The sequence below is a fragment of the Nonomuraea sp. NPDC049758 genome (assembly GCF_040674635.1).
Taxonomy (GTDB): domain Bacteria; phylum Actinomycetota; class Actinomycetes; order Streptosporangiales; family Streptosporangiaceae; genus Nonomuraea.
In genome coordinates, this window is the sequence record NZ_JBFAMZ010000009.1 from 231,722 (window position 1) to 246,799 (window position 15,078).

14 protein-coding genes are annotated in these 15,078 nt (G+C 72.6%); 7 read left to right on the forward strand and 7 right to left on the reverse strand.

The annotated features are described in order from the left end of the window. Nucleotide 1: 1 nt before the first annotated feature. Nucleotides 2–799 (reverse strand): tryptophan synthase subunit alpha, encoded by a 798-nt coding sequence (gene trpA, locus AB0J46_RS25040; RefSeq protein ID WP_364335894.1) that lies wholly within the window; start codon nucleotides 797–799, stop codon nucleotides 2–4. After that, nucleotides 796–1,998 carry a tryptophan synthase subunit beta gene (gene trpB / locus AB0J46_RS25045; protein WP_364335896.1) on the reverse strand — a complete coding sequence of 401 codons (1,203 nt, stop codon included), beginning with the start codon at nucleotides 1,996–1,998 and terminating at the stop codon, nucleotides 796–798. The genes trpA and trpB overlap by 4 nt, the downstream gene beginning before the upstream one ends. Before the next feature lie 140 nt (nucleotides 1,999–2,138). On the opposite strand from trpB, the gene AB0J46_RS25050 reads away from it, so the two are divergent. Beyond that, the gene (locus AB0J46_RS25050; RefSeq protein WP_364335898.1) at nucleotides 2,139–2,945 is read left to right on the forward strand and encodes a prolyl oligopeptidase family serine peptidase; all 807 of its coding nucleotides are present in this window, start codon (nucleotides 2,139–2,141) and stop codon (nucleotides 2,943–2,945) included. 6 nt (nucleotides 2,946–2,951) lie between these two features. Here AB0J46_RS25050 and AB0J46_RS25055 read toward each other — a convergent pair whose 3' ends face one another. Then, nucleotides 2,952–3,917: a WYL domain-containing protein gene (locus tag AB0J46_RS25055; protein ID WP_364335900.1), complete on the reverse strand. Its 966-nt coding sequence runs from the start codon at nucleotides 3,915–3,917 to the stop codon at nucleotides 2,952–2,954. 52 nt (nucleotides 3,918–3,969) lie between these two features. Here AB0J46_RS25055 and AB0J46_RS25060 point away from each other — a divergent pair, with 52 nt between their 5' ends. Further along, the gene (locus AB0J46_RS25060) at nucleotides 3,970–5,115 is read left to right on the forward strand and encodes an epoxide hydrolase family protein (protein WP_364335902.1); all 1,146 of its coding nucleotides are present in this window, start codon (nucleotides 3,970–3,972) and stop codon (nucleotides 5,113–5,115) included. 48 nt (nucleotides 5,116–5,163) lie between these two features. On the opposite strand, the gene AB0J46_RS25065 is transcribed toward AB0J46_RS25060, so the two are convergent. After that, nucleotides 5,164–5,811: a response regulator transcription factor gene (locus tag AB0J46_RS25065; RefSeq protein WP_364335904.1), complete on the reverse strand. Its 648-nt coding sequence runs from the start codon at nucleotides 5,809–5,811 to the stop codon at nucleotides 5,164–5,166. Next, complete coding sequence (locus AB0J46_RS25070) at nucleotides 5,808–6,947, reverse strand: histidine kinase (protein WP_364335906.1); 1,140 nt, start codon at nucleotides 6,945–6,947, stop codon at nucleotides 5,808–5,810. Before AB0J46_RS25070 ends, AB0J46_RS25065 begins: the two co-directional genes overlap by 4 nt. A 110-nt stretch (nucleotides 6,948–7,057) precedes the next feature. Here AB0J46_RS25070 and AB0J46_RS25075 point away from each other — a divergent pair, with 110 nt between their 5' ends. The 3 genes from AB0J46_RS25075 to AB0J46_RS25085 all read left to right on the forward strand — a co-directional run bounded on the left by AB0J46_RS25075 (nucleotide 7,058) and on the right by AB0J46_RS25085 (nucleotide 9,969). Then, nucleotides 7,058–8,206, forward strand: coding sequence for an alpha/beta hydrolase (locus tag AB0J46_RS25075; protein ID WP_364335908.1), 1,149 nt, complete (start codon nucleotides 7,058–7,060; stop codon nucleotides 8,204–8,206). Next, nucleotides 8,200–9,072 (forward strand): DUF664 domain-containing protein, encoded by an 873-nt coding sequence (locus AB0J46_RS25080; RefSeq protein ID WP_364336170.1) that lies wholly within the window; start codon nucleotides 8,200–8,202, stop codon nucleotides 9,070–9,072. Before AB0J46_RS25075 ends, AB0J46_RS25080 begins: the two co-directional genes overlap by 7 nt. Before the next feature lie 84 nt (nucleotides 9,073–9,156). Then, nucleotides 9,157–9,969, forward strand: coding sequence for a hypothetical protein (locus tag AB0J46_RS25085; RefSeq protein WP_364335910.1), 813 nt, complete (start codon nucleotides 9,157–9,159; stop codon nucleotides 9,967–9,969). Nucleotides 9,970–10,325: 356 nt separating this feature from the next. Here the strand turns inward: AB0J46_RS25085 and AB0J46_RS25090 are convergent, their stop codons facing one another. Then, nucleotides 10,326–10,616 (reverse strand): hypothetical protein, encoded by a 291-nt coding sequence (locus tag AB0J46_RS25090; RefSeq protein WP_364335912.1) that lies wholly within the window; start codon nucleotides 10,614–10,616, stop codon nucleotides 10,326–10,328. A gap of 203 nt (nucleotides 10,617–10,819) precedes the next feature. Here AB0J46_RS25090 and AB0J46_RS25095 point away from each other — a divergent pair, with 203 nt between their 5' ends. After that, the gene (locus AB0J46_RS25095; protein ID WP_364335914.1) at nucleotides 10,820–11,617 is read left to right on the forward strand and encodes a maleylpyruvate isomerase family mycothiol-dependent enzyme; all 798 of its coding nucleotides are present in this window, start codon (nucleotides 10,820–10,822) and stop codon (nucleotides 11,615–11,617) included. A gap of 402 nt (nucleotides 11,618–12,019) precedes the next feature. Here AB0J46_RS25095 and AB0J46_RS25100 read toward each other — a convergent pair whose 3' ends face one another. Beyond that, a complete protein-coding gene (locus AB0J46_RS25100) occupies nucleotides 12,020–13,255 on the reverse strand; it encodes a hypothetical protein (RefSeq protein ID WP_364335916.1) in 1,236 nt (411 codons plus the stop codon). 1,000 nt (nucleotides 13,256–14,255) lie between these two features. Here AB0J46_RS25100 and AB0J46_RS25105 point away from each other — a divergent pair. After that, nucleotides 14,256–14,999 (forward strand): SDR family NAD(P)-dependent oxidoreductase, encoded by a 744-nt coding sequence (locus AB0J46_RS25105; RefSeq protein ID WP_364335917.1) that lies wholly within the window; start codon nucleotides 14,256–14,258, stop codon nucleotides 14,997–14,999. Nucleotides 15,000–15,078 lie beyond the last annotated feature (79 nt).

Sequence of the window (15,078 nt, forward strand, 5' to 3'; positions counted from 1 at the left end):
GTCACTCCTGGTCGAGGGCCTTCCGCAGGGTCGCGACGAAGGCCCGCAGGTCGTCCGGCCCGGCGCCGTCGAGCACCCGCCGCATGACCGCGGCCCCGACCACCACTCCGTCGGCGTGCCGGCCGGCCTCCCGCGCCTGGTCAGGCGTGGAAATGCCAAATCCTAGCAAGATCGGCCGGTCGGTGCTGCGTCTGAGCCGGGCGGTGAGCTCCGCCGCCGAGGCGGCCAGGGTGGACCGCTCGCCGGTGGTGCCCATCAGCGACACCGCGTAGACGAATCCGCGGCTGCGGCGCGCGATCTCGGCCAGCCTCGGCTCCGGCGTCGCCGGTGAGGCCAGCAGGACCAGGTCGATCCCGGCGGCGGCGGCCACGTCCGCCAGCTCGTCCGCCTCGTGCACCGGCAGGTCGGGCACGATCAGGCCGTCGACGCCGGCCCGCCGGAGCGCCGCGCAGAACGCCTCGGGCCCGTCGTGCAGCACGAGGTTGTAGTAGGTGCTGGCGATCAGCGGCACGCCCACGTCCCGCACGTCGGCCAGGTCGGCGAGGATCCGGCGGGTGCTCGCCCCCCGGGCCAGCGCCGCCTGGCTCGCCTGCTGGACGGTGACGCCGTCCAGCGTGGGGTCGGAGAAGGGCAGGCCGACCTCGACGGCGTCCGCGCCGGCCGCGGCGAACGCCCGCAGGTAGCGCGTCCAGCCGGGCGTGATGCCGCCGGTGATGTACGGCATGAGCAGGGCGCGGCCGGTGTCCCGGCGGGCACGCAGGTGGCGCTCGACCGCGCCGGGGGTCAGGATGTCGGTCACAGCAGCTCCTTCAGGGCGGAGACGTCCTTGTCGCCCCGGCCCGACAGCGTCATCAGGACGGTCGATCCGGCGGCCAGCTCGCCGCCGGCCGCGCGGATCACCCAGGCCAGGGCGTGCGCCGATTCGAGCGCCGGGACGATGCCCTCGGTGCGCGCCAGCCGCAGCGCCGCGGCGACGGCCTCCTCGTCGGTCACCGTGACGTACCGGGCCCGGCCCAGTTCGCGCAGGTGGGCGTGCTCGGGGCCGACGCCCGGGTAGTCGAGTCCGGCGGCGACGGAGTGGGCCTCGACGATCTGGCCGTCGTCGTCCTGCAGGAACAGCGAGCGGCAGCCGTGCAGGACGCCGAGCCTGCCGCGGGCCGCCCCGGCGCCGCCCTCCGCCTCGACGCCGACGAAGCGCGCCGTGGTGCCGGCGAAGCCGGCGAACGTGCCGGCCGCGTTGGAGCCGCCGCCGACGCACGCGACGACGTGGTCCGGGACGCCGGTCGGCTGGCCGGCCGCGAACTGGGCGCGCGCCTCCTCGCCGATGACCCGCTGGAACTCCCTGACCATCCACGGGTAGGGGTCCGGCCCGATGACCGAGCCGACGCAGTAGTGGGTGTCGCCGGTGACGCCGACCCAGTGCCGCATGGCCTCGCTGGTGGCGTCCTTGAGCGTGCGGCTGCCCGTGGTGACCGGGACCACCTCGGCGCCCAGCATGCGCATGCGGAAGACGTTCAGGCCCTGCCGCTCGATGTCGCGCTCGCCCATGAAGACGGTGGCCTCCAGCCCGAGCAGCGCGGCGGCGGTGGCGGTGGCCACGCCGTGCTGGCCCGCTCCCGTCTCGGCGATCAGCCTGCGCCGTCCCATCCGCCTGGCGAGCAGCGCCTGGCCCAGCACGTTGTTGATCTTGTGGGAGCCGGTGTGGGTGAGGTCCTCGCGTTTGAGCAGGAGCCGCACGCCCAGCTCCCCCGACAGCCGGCGGGCCGGGGTCAGCGGGGTCGGCCGTCCGGCGTGCAGCGCGAGCAGTTCGGCCAGCTCGCCGCGGAAGCCCGGGTCCGCCCATGCCTGCCGGAACGCCTCGTCCACCTCGCGGCACGCCTCCACCAGGGACTCCGGCGCGTACCGGCCGCCGTACTCGCCGAACCGGCCGCGGGCTCCCGGCTCGCCCATCAGCCCGGCCGCCGGGACGGGCTCGCGCAGTGGCGTCGCTTCTCGCATCCTGCTCACCTCGTTCTATAACTCTGACAAGAGTTCTATAACAGTGAGTGTGGCACGGCGACCGCCGGCCGCGCCACCCCGGCCCCGACCACGTCGCGGCGAACGGGGAATCTGGCACCTTCGAGTCGGAGGAGATCGTGATGAGCACCGAGGAGAGCGAAGGCGTGCGTCACGGGTGGGTGGACGACGTTCCCGTGGCATGGATCGAGCCGCCGGCCGGCGCGGGCGGAGCCACCGTGGCGTTGTGGCTCCCGCACCTGGGCGGCAGCACGCAAGCCTGCCTGCCCGCCATGCGCGAGCTGGCCGGACAGGGCATGATCGCCGTCAGCCTCGACCCGTGGCGGCACGGCCGGCGCGGCGGCGAGAGCGCCGCGCAGCTGACCGAGCGCGTCCTGGGCGACTTCCGTCAGGAGATGTGGCCGCTGCTGGGCCGTACGACGGTGGAGTGCGTCCGGGTCCTGGACTGGGCGGCCGCGGAGCTCGGCGCGGGACCCGGCGCGGTCGCGGGCGGGGTGTCGATGGGCGGCGACTGCGCGGTGGCGCTGGCCGGGCTGGACCACCGGGTACGCAGGGTGGCGGCCGTCGCGGCCACCGCCGACTGGACCCGTCCGGGCATGTGCGCGCTGGACGACCCGGCCCGCCTCCTGCCGCGGGGGCACGCGGGCCGCCATGCACAGTGGTGGTTCGACCGCCTGAACCCGCTCACCAACATCGGCGCCTACGCCCACGGACCGGCCATCGCCTTCGAGTGCGGCGCCGACGACAGCCATGTGCCGCCCCAGGGCGCCTTGCGCTTCCGCGAGACGATCGAGCACGTCTACCCGCGGCACGCCGGCCGGATCAGGGTGACCGTGCACCCCGGAACGGGCCACCTGGACGCGGCCCGCGACCCGGAACTGACCCGCCGGTGCCTGGCCTGGCTCGCCCAGCCCGACAGGCAGCCGTAGCCGCGGTCACGCCGGATCGGCGTCGGCGGTGGCTTCGAGGAGACGGGCGGCGAGGGCGCGGACGTGCCGGACGAGCTCGGGCGGCTCGTGCACCTCGAACGGCACGCCGAGCTGCGCGACCCACATCGCCAGCTCGTCCAGCGAGTGCGACCCGGCGGACAGGACGCAGGAGCCGTCGCCGGCCGGCTCGACCACCGCCATGGTCGGCGGCATCCGGGCGGCGACGACGTCCGCCGGCGCACGCACCGTGAATCGCCCCTGGTAGCGGTAGGGATCGACGGAGATCCGCTCGGAGACGTAGCGGACGAGGTCGGCGGCGGGCGGCTCACGGGGCGTGAAACGCGGGCCGTTCGGGATGTGCAGCCGCAGCCGGTCGACGCGGAACGTGCGCCAGTCCGCCCGGCCGGTGTCCCAGGCCACCAGGTACCAGCGGCGACCCGAGTTGACCAGCCGGTACGGCTCCGCGGTACGGCGATCCCCGACGCCGTCGTAGGAGCGGTAGTCGAACCGCAGGCTCTCCCGGCGGCGGACCGCCGCGGCGATCGCCGTGAGCGCGGCCGGGTCCACCGCCTCCGCCGCCCCCGCCAGCGGGACCGTCACCGAACGCAGGTCGCCGACGCGGTGCCGGAGCCGGGCCGGCAGCACCTGTTCGAGCTTGGCCAGGGCCCGGACCGAGGTCTCCTGAATGCCGGTCACGCCGGAGACCGCCGCCGTGCCGAGCCCGATGGCGACCGCGACCGCCTCCTCGTCGTCGAGCAGCAGCGGCGGGAGCCCGGCCCCGGCGCCGAGCCGGTATCCGGCCGTGCCCGGGGTGGCGTCGACGACGTAGCCGAGCTCGCGCAGCCGGTCGACGTCGCGGCGGACCGTGCGGGGCGAGACACCGAGGCGTTCGGCCAGCTCTGCCCCTGACCAGTCCCTGGGGGTCTGCAACAGCGACAACAGGCGCAACAAACGCGCCGACGTCTCCGGCATGCCGTCCATCCTAGGACGAGACCTGTCCTAACTCCTGCCTACTGTCATGGACATGAACGACGACCCGCGCATCCACCCGTTCCGCATCGACATCCCGCAGGCCCAACTGGACGACCTGCGGGCCCGGCTGACGGCGACCCGCTGGCCGGACGAGCTGCCCGGCGTCGGCTGGTCCTACGGCGTCCCGGTGGGCTACGCGAAGAGGCTGGCCGAGTACTGGCGCACCTCGTTCGACTGGCGGGACGCCGAGCGCCGGCTGAACGCCTTCGAGCAGTTCACCACCCTCATTGACGGGCAGAACGTGCACTTCCTGCACGTCCGCTCCCCCGAGCCCGGCGCGCTGCCACTGATCGTCACGCACGGGTGGCCGGGCTCGGTCGCCGAGTTCATGAACGTCATCGGCCCGCTCACCGACCCGGCGGCCCACGGCGGCGACCCGGCCGACGCCTTCCACGTCGTCGCCCCCTCGATCCCCGGCTTCGGCTTCTCCGGCCCCACCACCGAGCCCGGCTGGGACCTGGAGCGGGTCGCGCGGGCGTGGGTCGAGCTGATGGACCGCCTCGGCTACCCCCGGTACGGCGCGCAGGGCGGCGACAGCGGCTCGGTGATCTCGCCGATGCTCGGCCGCGCCGCGCCCGGGAACGTCGTCGGCGTGCACGTCAACGGCGCGCTCGGGTTCCCCAGCGGCGACCCGGCCGAGCTGCGCGAGCTCACCGCGGCCGAGCTCGCCCGCCTCGGCCAGTACCAGGACCAGGACCGGGCCGGTTACGCGATCATCCAGGCGACCCGGCCGCAGACCCTCGCGTTCGGGCTGCACGACTCCCCCGCCGGGCAACTGGCGTGGATCGCGGAGAAGTTCAAGGAGTGGACCGACCCCGCCCGCGAGCTGCCCGAGGACGCGGTGGACCTCGATCAGTTGCTCACCGACGTGAGCGTCTACTGGTTCACCGGGACCGCCGCCTCCTCCGCCCGCCTCTACAAGGAGGGGCAGAAGGGCTGGGGCGCGGTGGCCGGGTACTCCGGGCTGCCGCACGGCGTCGCCGTCTTCCCCGGGGACGCGGGGGTGCGCCGGATCGCCGAGCGCGAGCACAACGTCGTGCACTGGTCGGAGTTCGACCGCGGCGGCCACTTCGCCGCCATGGAGGCCCCCGACCTGCTCGTCGAGGACGTCAGGACCTTCTTCCGCCCCCTGCGCTGACTCCTCGGCTCGCGGCGAGCCGCCGGGGCCGGGGTGCGCCACCGACGGTCAGCCCAGGTCGGCGTCGTGCACGAGGATGGCGGCCTGCACCCGGTTGGCCAGGGCCAGCTTGCTCAGCACCCGGCTGACGTGCGCCTTCACCGTGGCCTCCGTCAGCCTGAGCTCCCGGCCGATCTCGGCGTTCGACAGGCCGCGGGCCACGGCCCTGATCACGTCCTCCTCCCTGGCCGTCAGCGCGGCGAGCCGCCTGCGCGCCGACTCGGCACGGGACGGCGCCCGGTCCACGAACGAGCCGATCAGCCGCTTGGTGACGGTGGGGGACAACATGGCCTGGCCCGCCGCGACCGTCCGGACGGCGGCGGCCAGGTCGCGCGGCGGGGTGTCCTTGAGCAGGAAGCCCACCGCGCCGAGCCGGAGCGCCTCGTGGACGTACTCGTCCAGGTCGAACGTGGTGAGCATGATCAACTTGGGTGCGTCGGGGGCGGCCAGGATACGGGCGGCGGCGGTCAGGCCGTCGGTGCCGGGCATGCGCACGTCCATCAGGACCACCTCGGGCCGGAGCCGGGCCACCGCGGCCACGGCCCCGTCGCCGTCGGCCGCCTCGCCGACGACCACGATCTCGCCCGCCGCCTCCAGGATCATCCGCAACCCCGACCTGACCAGCGCCTCGTCATCGACGACCAGGACGCGGATCATGCGGCGGGGATCCCGGCCAGCACCTGGAAGCCGCCCTCGTCCCGGGGACCGGCCTCCAGCCTGCCGCCGGCCAGCTCGACGCGTTCGCGCAGCCCGACCAGGCCCCAGCCCGAGCCGGGCAGGTCGCCGTCCGCCGCCGCGCAGGACCGGTTCCGGACCAGCACCTCCAGCTCGGCCGGCCGATACCGGACGTAGACGTCGGTCTCGGCGTCGCCCGCGTGTTTGTGCACGTTGGTCAGCGCCTCCTGGACCACCCGGTAGGCGGTGCGCTCCGCGGTGGGCGGCAGCGGGCGGGAACGTCCCTCGTCGTGGCGGTTGACCACGATGCCCAGGGCCCGGGACTGGTCGAGCAGGCGGTCGAGGTCGGCCAGCGTGGGCTGCGGGCCGCGTCCCGGATCGGGCGAACGCAGCACGCCCAGCACCTCCCGCAGGTTCGTCAGCGCCTCCCTGCCCACGCCGCCGATCAGCGCGGCGGCCTCGGCCGTACGGGCGTCGGGGGCGTTGACCTCCAGCGCGCCGGCGTGCAGCACCATCAAGGACACCCGGTGGGCGACCACGTCGTGCATCTCCCGCGCGATGCGCGCCCGCTCCTGGTCGCGCGCCTGGTCGGCGCGGAGCACCTGCTCGCGCAGCAACTGCTCGGACTGCGCGCGCATCGCGTCGAGCACCTGCCGCCGGGCGCGCACCCACAGGCCGGCGACCAGCGGCAGCCCGAGCATCGCGCCGCCCATCAGCAGCACGTTGACGGCAGTGCCCGCGACCAGCGCGCGATACCCCTCGTTCCAGGACGACACCAGCCCCGCGAGCGCGAACAGCACAACCGCGCCGACGACGTAGAGCCACAGATCGCGACGGCGGAGCCGCGTGCCCGCGTAGTAGGAGGCCACCACCGCGGCGGGCCACATCACCAGCCAGAGGTGGGCCACCGCGCCCACCACGACGAGCGGCCACCACCACCGCCGCCCGAGTGCCGCGGCCACCCCGCAGCACGCCGCCACCGCCACGAGCACCGGCAGGGGCAGCGCGGACCGCACCCCCGCCGAACCGGTCACCGAGGCCATGGACAGCAGGAGAACCGTCGTGCCGAGCGCCCACGGCGTGACCCGTTCGGCGATCGTCGATGTCCGGTCGATCATGGCCAGAGGCTACAAGTCCCGGCAGGCCACCCATCCCCTACGAAAGTCGCACATGGCCTGTCACTTTCGCGGGGGACGGTGCGGCGGGGGCGCGCGGCACGGTGGAGCGCATGAACAAGATCCTCGTCGCGAGCGCCCTCGCGCTCGCCGCGACCACTCCGTACCTCGACCACGCGGCGATCGTTGGGCCCGAGGCTGCTCAAGCGGTGACCGCCGCCCCCGTGACCGCGCTGCCCGCGCCGACCGGCCCGTACCCGATCGGCAAGGTGGACCTGCATCTGGTGGACCGCAGCCGCCCCGACCCCTGGGTGACCGGCCGCGACGCCCGCGAGCTGATGGTGTCCCTCTGGTACCCGGCCCGCAAGGGGACGAGCAGGCCGGCGCCGTACCTCACGCCGGAGGAGTCGGAACTGGTCCTCAAGGGCGTACCGCAGCTCAAGGACCTCCCGCCCGACACGCTCGCCAGGACGAGAACGCACGCCCGCGCCGACGCCCCCGCGGTCAGGCGGAAGGGCGGATGGCCCCTGGTGGTCCTGTCACCCGGCATGACGCTGCCCCGCGCGACGATGACCTCGCTGGCCGAGGAGTTCGCCACCCGCGGCTACCTGGTGGCGGCCATCGAGCACACCTACGAGTCGGTCGCCACCACCTTCCCCGACGGCCGTACCGTCACCTTCGAGGCCGGCAAGGCCGGTCAGACCCCCGAGACGGGCGAGAAGGTGGCCCGGGTCAGGGCCGCCGACACCGAGTTCGTCCTCGACGAACTGGACCGGAGCAGGCGCTGGAACGCGCTGATCGACGAGAGCCGCATCGCGATGGTCGGACACTCGGTCGGCGGCCAGAGCGCCGCACACCTGCTGCCCGCCTCCCGGCGGATCAAGGCGGTGGTCAACCTCGACGGCACCTACAACCCGAAGACCCCCGCCCAACCGCTGGACAAGCCCTTCATGATGATCGGCAACCCCCGGCACCAGCCGAGATCCGGCGGCCCCGACGGCTCGTGGGACACGTTCTGGCCGCACGTGACCGGCGACTGGAAGCGGTGGCTGACCGTGACGGGGGCCGAGCACATGAGCTTCATCGACTACGCGGTGCTCCAGCCGCAACTCGGCCTGCCCAAGACCCCGATCGACGGCGAACGCGCCATCGCGATCACCCGCAGGTACGTCACCGCCTTCCTGGACCTGCACCTCAAGCACAAGCCCACCCCCACCCTGGACAGGCCGTCACCGGCCTGGCCCGAGGTGCGCTTCTGGTAACCACAACCCGATGGCAGGACTCCGACGCCAGCGATCTGTGGGCGACCGAGGACGAGACCCGCGATCAGATCATCGGGTTCTACCGGCGCACGTGGGAACACTCGGACGCGACGATCAACGAGCTTCCCCTCGACGCCCCCGGCCACGTGCCGTGGTGGCCCGAGTCAACGCCGGCCTGGCACATGAACCTGTTCGCCATCATGGCCCATGTCCTCGGCGAGTCCACCCGGCATGCCGGGCACGCCGACATCCTGCGCGAGGGCCTCGACGGCCGGACCGGGTCGCGCGCCGAACACGGGGAGCAGATCGACGAGGAAGCCCGTGCTGCCTACTGCGCGAAGATCGAACAGGCCGCCAGGACGGCCCGAACCAATCAGGGCTCAACCCACATCGCGCCACCGTGGCCGCGCTCTTGGCGGCGCCACGGTTCACCTCCGCCCCCATCAGGCCCTCACCCCACCCGATTTCGGGGAAGGTGTCCTCGTCGCGCGGGTCCGTCCCGACCCGGCGCAATCGACAGACGTCCTCGGCCGAGGACGATGCCGCTCACAACCACCCCGTTCGGTGGCCCGGATAGCCGAACCGGTACGGCGCGGCAGTCATCCGCAGCGTCCGGCACGGGTATTCGGGCCGAGGGGCACCCGCCGCGAACCAGCAGCCGTTCAGAGGGTTCTCGCGCGCTCCCGGCGCGGACGTATGGACGATGGTCATGGTCTCCTTCGGGCCGCCCGTCGGTGCTCGCGCTGACTTCACCCTCAGGAAGGGCGCAGTGCTTTCTCATCGCCCGCCCACCTGGACTACTGCAGGGCCAGGAGCCGCGGCCTCCATGGTGGGCGCGCAAGGTCCGCGTTGGAGGCGCACCTTGATGAACGGTTTCGCCGTACTGGACGGGACGTCTGGATGAACCCTCCAGGCCGGCGGGGCGTCCTCTTGGTATGAAGAGATCGCGGTTGACCGTCATCGCGCTGCTCGCGTCGTTGTGCGCCTGCGGCCAGTCTGGTGCCGGCCCGGTGCCTTCTGTGGCCGGGACCGAGACGATCGTGTTGCCGCGGGCCGATCAGCCCAAAGCGCATCGGCCCACCCTGGAGCGGCTCAAGCGAGAGGCGGCATCGTCGGGCCGATCCCTGGAGGAGGTCGTCAAGCGGTACGCGAGCCGGATGGCTGCTACCTCCTCGCCCAAGCCGACGGACTTCGACGGTTACGACCCTGCGGTGACCGACCCGGACGTGGTGATCGACGGCATCCCCTACGCCGAGCTGGTCGACCTCGGGGCCGTCGCCAGATCGGAGGGCATCTCCTACGAGGAGGCCATCGACCGCTTCGGCTCACAGTCGTCCAACAGCCGGGTGATCGACAAACTCAATGCGGAGTTCCCTGACGAGATCTCCGGCGTCGGATACGTCGACGACCAGCGCGGGCTGCGCGTCGGCTTCAAGGGGCCCATCCCGGCTCGCGCGATCGAGCTGGCCAGGACCCTCCCCATGGAGGTCACCCTGATCGGCGGCAAGGGATTCTCAGCCTCGGACCTCCGGCAGGCCCAGGACACGGTCGTCTCCTGGCTCCGGTCCCGTCCCGAGGTGGCCACGATGACGGCGCACCCAGATGAGGAGACCGGCCAAGTCAAAGTCACAATCCAGCCGAAGGTGATGCCGGACGATGCCGAGGAGTTCAAGCGTGGGCTTCAGCTCCCGCAGCCGGACAATCCGCACATCACCGTCGAGGTCACGCTCTCCGCCGACTCGGTCGCCGTTCGGCCGCAGTGAGGGCCACCGAAGCCCCCGCGCGCACAGGCCCGACCCAAGCGCCCAGAAGCCCCCGTAACGACTCCGCTCGAACGCACTCCTGCCAGAGCCCTCACCGAGGTCGTCATCAGGCGGGCCCTCAGCGCCGACGACGCCATCACGCCCGAGGCCACGATGCAGGTGACCGAGCCGGTGGCCGTCCCCCTGCAGGACCTGTCCGAGCAGGACCGGCAGGCCCTCGCCGACCTGATCAACCCGTTCGCGCACCAGGAAACAGCCATCGAGCGGCAGCTGACGGCCTGGGAGACACCGGCGACGCTTGGGCCACTACCTGAATCACGACCCATACGCCGAGCCGGCGATCCCGAGCCCTGTGATCAGGGCAGATTCGAGCGCTGTTGCCGGCCACGAAGTCTCTCCAGCGCGGCCGCAACCTCACTGACCTGCTCAGGTTTCCGGGTGCTCCACTCGGAGACCTCGTTGAACCATCGGTTCCAGACCGCGCCCACAGCCTCGGCTGTGACCTCTTCCTCACCGCGCACCAGAGCGGTCAGATCACGCACTTCAGGGTCGTACTCGTCCTCAGGAGCCCCCATGCCTGACAGACCTTCGGGGTCGTACTGATTGATCAGCACACGGACAGCAGCGGCTGTCTGATCACCCTTCATGCCACCAGCATGCCCCGGCACCTCCGGGCCTTCCCATCACTTGCCGCACATGCCTGGCAGGCCTTCAAGCACTCTTCGCAATCGGTGACCGCATGCTCACTGCCTAGCCCCAGCCACTTGGCCACTTCCGCCGCGACCTCGTGCGCCTTGACCGAACCGCTCTCGCTTACCGGTCTCGGGATCGACGGTGATAGACATCCGGCGTGGAAGAGAATCTGGAGTTCCCTGACCTGCTGCGACTGATCGATGAACGGTCGACCGCCTTCCGGGGCGCCGTCGCCGCCGCGCCCAGTCTCGACGCACCGGTGCCGACCTGCCCCGAGTGGAAGCTGTTCGATCTGGTGAAGCACCTGGGCGGGGGAGACCGTTTCTGGGCCGCCATCGTCGGCGCGGGGCCTGCCGACGCTCCCCCGGCCGAGGCCGCCGCTGCGCGCGCCGCGCTGGAGGTGCCGCAGGAGCGCGAGGCCCTGCTGGCCTGGCTGGAGGAGTCCACGCACCTTCTGCTGGGCGTGCTGCGGGAGGCGGGCCCGGACGCCGGCTGCTGGGCGTGGTGGAGTGCCCTGCAGACGCCACGAACCTCCGGCGGAGTCGCCCGGCACCGGGTTCAGGAGAGCGCAGTGCACACGTACGACGCCCAGCTCGCCGCGGGCGCCCCGCAGCCGGTGCCGACCGAGGTCGCCCTCGACGGCGTCGAGGAGTTCCTGTTCACCTGCGTCGCGACGCCCAGCGCCTGGCCGCACAAGCCCACAGCCTTCGACTTCCACGCAGCCGAGGGCCGCTCCTGGCGCCTCACGGTCGACGGCGACGGCGCACGCTCTTCCCGCATCCCGTCGCCCACTGCCGCGGCCGGCGAGAACTCGGACGCAGCCGGCGCCTCCATCCACGGCACGGCCAGCGAATTGGTCCTCTACCTGTACGACCGTATCCAGGCCGGCTCGTTGCACGTTGACGGAGACGCAGGGCTGCTTGACCTGCTCCGCGCCTGGGAGCCGGAGGAGTAGGCCTCCGGGGAGGAACGGACCGGATCTTTGGCGCCATGAACTACCGCGGCGACCTGATCGCCTTCGCCGCCGGCGAGCTACATGGCGTCCCGTCGCCGCAACCCGAGTGGAGGGCCTCCGAGGTGCGTTCTCGGCAGCCCGCGGTGCGGGCAGGGCGCGGCCCGACGTGCGGTTCGGGCAGTGCGCGGCCCGACGTGCGGTTCGGGCAGTGCGGGGTGCGCGTTATGGGCGGCCCGAGGTTCGATTCGCGCGGCCCGCGGTCCGAGGTGCGGTTCGGGCAGCCTGCGGTGCAGGTGATGCGCGGTGCGGCGTGTGGTTCTGGTTGTCTGCGGCCGGGCGGGTGTTCCTGGTTGATGCCCGGTCCGCGCTGCCCGCGGGGCCGTTGCCCGGTGTCGCCTGCGGTCAGTCGGCCCGTGTCGCCTGCGGTTCGGGGGCGAGAGGTCGTTGGGTGAGTTCGGCGGCGACCGCTCGTTCCCGTAGGAGTGCGGCCTCGGCGCGTGCCGCGTCCAGTTCGGCCCGTACGTCCGCCAGGCGCATGCGCTCCAACCGCAACTCCCCCAGCAACTGGTCGCGTTCCTTGACCGCCGCCGCGGCCCGCACCTTCTCACGGGCGTGTTGTCTGCGCTCCTTGGCCAGCGCCGCGGCGGCGTCCTCCTCGGCCGACGCCAGCTTCCGGACCAGGTCGCCCACCTCGGTCGCGGCCTGGGCGGCCTCCCGCTGCGCGACCGCCCGGTCCCGTTCGGCCTCGGCGGCCGCCCGTTCGGCGCGTTCGGCCCGCTCCACGGCTCGCTCCCGCTCCTGCGTGGCCGCCTCCTCCCTGGCCGTGGCCGCGATCATGGCCCGCTCGGCCAGCTCGCGCGCCCGCCCGGCCGCCACCGCCTCCTCCCGGGCGCGATCTCTCTCCTCCCGCGCCCGGTCCGCCTCCAGCCCGGCCTGTACGGCCTGCGCCCGCGCCTCCTCGGCCCGCTCCTCGGCCGCCTCCGCCTGCTCGGCCAGCTCCTGGACGACCTGATCCCGGGTCTGCTCGGTCAGCTCCGCCTGGCGCGAGGTCTCTTTCACCCGCCGTTCGGCCTGCTCGGCCCGCCGGACCGCCTTCTCGGCGGTCTGCAACGCCTGCCGTTCGGTGCTGGCCGCCTCGCGCAACGCGGCCAATGCCTGCTCGCGGGCGCGTTCGGCGTCCTGCAGCGCCGTCTCGCGCTCGTTCTCGGCCTCCTCCAGCCGGGCCCGCATCTCGGCGGTCTGCCGACGCGCGTGCTCGGTGGCCTCGCGGGCCAGGCGTACCTGCTCGAAAGCCTGCTCACGTTCGGTGCGGGCGATCGCCACGCGCGTGTGCGCCTCTGCCTGGACGGCGCTCAGCTTGGCCTCGACCCCGGCCGGGCTCAGCTCATCGGACAGGGCCTTGGCCAGCGGCTCGATGGCCGCGAGGAGCCCGGTCTCCATCCGGTCGTACAACTGCTCGGCCCTGGCCAGCGCGCCTTCCAGCCCGGGGGTGGCCCGCCGCAGCTCGCGTTCCCGCTTGGCCGCCGCCTGGCAGCCCTTCTCCGGACAGTACGACTTCGGCCGCCCGCGCCCCGGCCGCTGCTCGATGGGAGCTCCACAATGCTTGCAAGGCGTCACCACGCCGACCTCCGCAGTCACGGCGACACCCTAACATTTTCTAATTTCTGGAAATTCAAATCCAGAAATTGACCATGCGCATGCGGGGTCGGGACGACGTCGCCATCGCAACGGCATCCGGAAGCGGTAGGACCTCGCCACCGCAGGTCGGCGCCCTGCCCGCGTGAACGGCCGGATGGCCGAGACTGGGCGCGGACTCGGCCGCGCTGCCTCCGGCCCCCGGACGGGACATGCAACGTCTCCGGCGTGTCGCCGCCCCTTCGTGGCTCCGACGCTCGCCAGGATGCCGTGCCGCACCGACAGGTCGTGTCCGCCGCCATGCCGACGCGTCCGCCGCCGTGCCAGCGTGTCCGCGGCCGTGCCGGGCGTGACCACCAGCACCACGTTCCCGCGCGCACACGTACAGGACGATGACGTGCTCGTACGACCCGTGCGCCGCCCTTGTCGGTCCCAGCGCCACGTCGCACCACGCGGTGCGCAGAGCTGGCCGACGGGGCAGCGTGAACGCCGCTGTGATCCCGCAGACGGTGACGGTGCGTGTCTGTGCTGGGGACGGCCGACGGTGGTGGCTGTTCGTCCGTGTCGCGCTGGTGGAGCCGGCCGTCGAATTGCTCGCGGTCACAGGAGCAGCACACCGCCGCACGCTGTGAGGGCTGCGGGACCATGGCGGCGTCCGGGGTGATCAGGGAGATGGCGCGGAGCTTCGAGGTGAGCCGCCCGACGATCAACTCCCGGCTCGCTTGAGTCGTTGAGCACCTCGGCTTCGTCGTCACCGGCTCGCTGCCCATAGCGGGCCGAGGTTGTGCAGCTGCTGCGATGGGGCCGCCCATCCAGAAGGCAGATCCCGCAGGTCCCGAACACCTGGTCGTTGACGCCGAGTTGAGCCCGGCTGCGGGCGGCTCGAACCATCGCTCGCCCCCGATGCCGCCGCCCACCAGGCGTATCCGTCAACTTCGGACCGGCCGTTGTGACGTCGCTCACAAGCTGTCACAGCCACGGAGGGGGTTCCGTCTTAGAGCGCATGACGAACACGGAACGCACCACCGCACTGATCACCGGCGCCAACAAGGGGCTCGGCCGCGAAGCCGCCCGCCGCCTCGGCGCACTCGGCTGGAAGATCTTCCTCGGCTCCCGCGACGAGGCCCGCGGGCAGGCCGCCGCCGCCCGGCTGGCCGAGGACGGCATCGACGTGATCCTGATCCCCTTGGACGTGACCTCCGACGCGTCCGTGAACGAGGCCACGCGGCTCGTCCGCGAGCACACCGACCACCTGGACGTCCTGGTCAACAACGCCGGCGCGCCGGGAAACGCCGTCCCGCCCGCGGACGCCACGGCCGGGGAGATCCACGCGGTCTACGACACCAACGTCTACGGCCCGGTCAGGGTCACCCACGCCTTCCTGCCGCTGCTCCAGGCCGCCGAGCACCCGCGGGTGGTGATGGTGTCCAGCGGCGGCGGCTCCTTCGCCGTCGTCACGGATCCGGACCAGCCCGTCTCGAAGATGCACGAGCTCGCCTACAGCTCCTCCAAGGCGGCCCTGAACATGATCACCGTCCGGTACGCCCAGGCGCTCCCGCACATCAAGTTCAACGTCGCCACCCCCGGCGAGACCGCCAACCACAAGTTCGCCGCCACCGACATGAACCGTCACACCGGCCTGCTGACGGTCACCGAGGGCACGGACTCGATCGTCCGGCTCGCGACGCTGGGCCCCGACGGCCCGACCGGCGTCTTCGTCGACCGCCTCGGCCCGATCGCGTGGTGACCTCCGTGCGCCACCGGACCCGCCTCCCTGGTCGGGAGGAGGTCCAGCCGCACGGCTACCCTGCTGGGCGTCGTACGCA

Excerpts from the sequence above, each read along its gene's own strand:
- trpB (WP_364335896.1), bottom strand. The coding sequence starts at position 1,998 with ATGCGAGAAGCGACGCCACTGCGCGAGCCCGTCCCGGCGGCCGGGCTG.
- AB0J46_RS25050 (WP_364335898.1), top strand. The coding sequence starts at position 2,139 with ATGAGCACCGAGGAGAGCGAAGGCGTGCGTCACGGGTGGGTGGACGAC.
- AB0J46_RS25055 (WP_364335900.1), bottom strand. The coding sequence starts at position 3,917 with ATGCCGGAGACGTCGGCGCGTTTGTTGCGCCTGTTGTCGCTGTTGCAG.
- AB0J46_RS25060 (WP_364335902.1), top strand. The coding sequence starts at position 3,970 with ATGAACGACGACCCGCGCATCCACCCGTTCCGCATCGACATCCCGCAG.
- AB0J46_RS25065 (WP_364335904.1), bottom strand. The coding sequence starts at position 5,811 with ATGATCCGCGTCCTGGTCGTCGATGACGAGGCGCTGGTCAGGTCGGGG.
- AB0J46_RS25070 (WP_364335906.1), bottom strand. The coding sequence starts at position 6,947 with ATGATCGACCGGACATCGACGATCGCCGAACGGGTCACGCCGTGGGCG.
- AB0J46_RS25075 (WP_364335908.1), top strand. The coding sequence starts at position 7,058 with ATGAACAAGATCCTCGTCGCGAGCGCCCTCGCGCTCGCCGCGACCACT.
- AB0J46_RS25090 (WP_364335912.1), bottom strand. The coding sequence starts at position 10,616 with ATGAAGGGTGATCAGACAGCCGCTGCTGTCCGTGTGCTGATCAATCAG.
- AB0J46_RS25105 (WP_364335917.1), top strand. The coding sequence starts at position 14,256 with ATGACGAACACGGAACGCACCACCGCACTGATCACCGGCGCCAACAAG.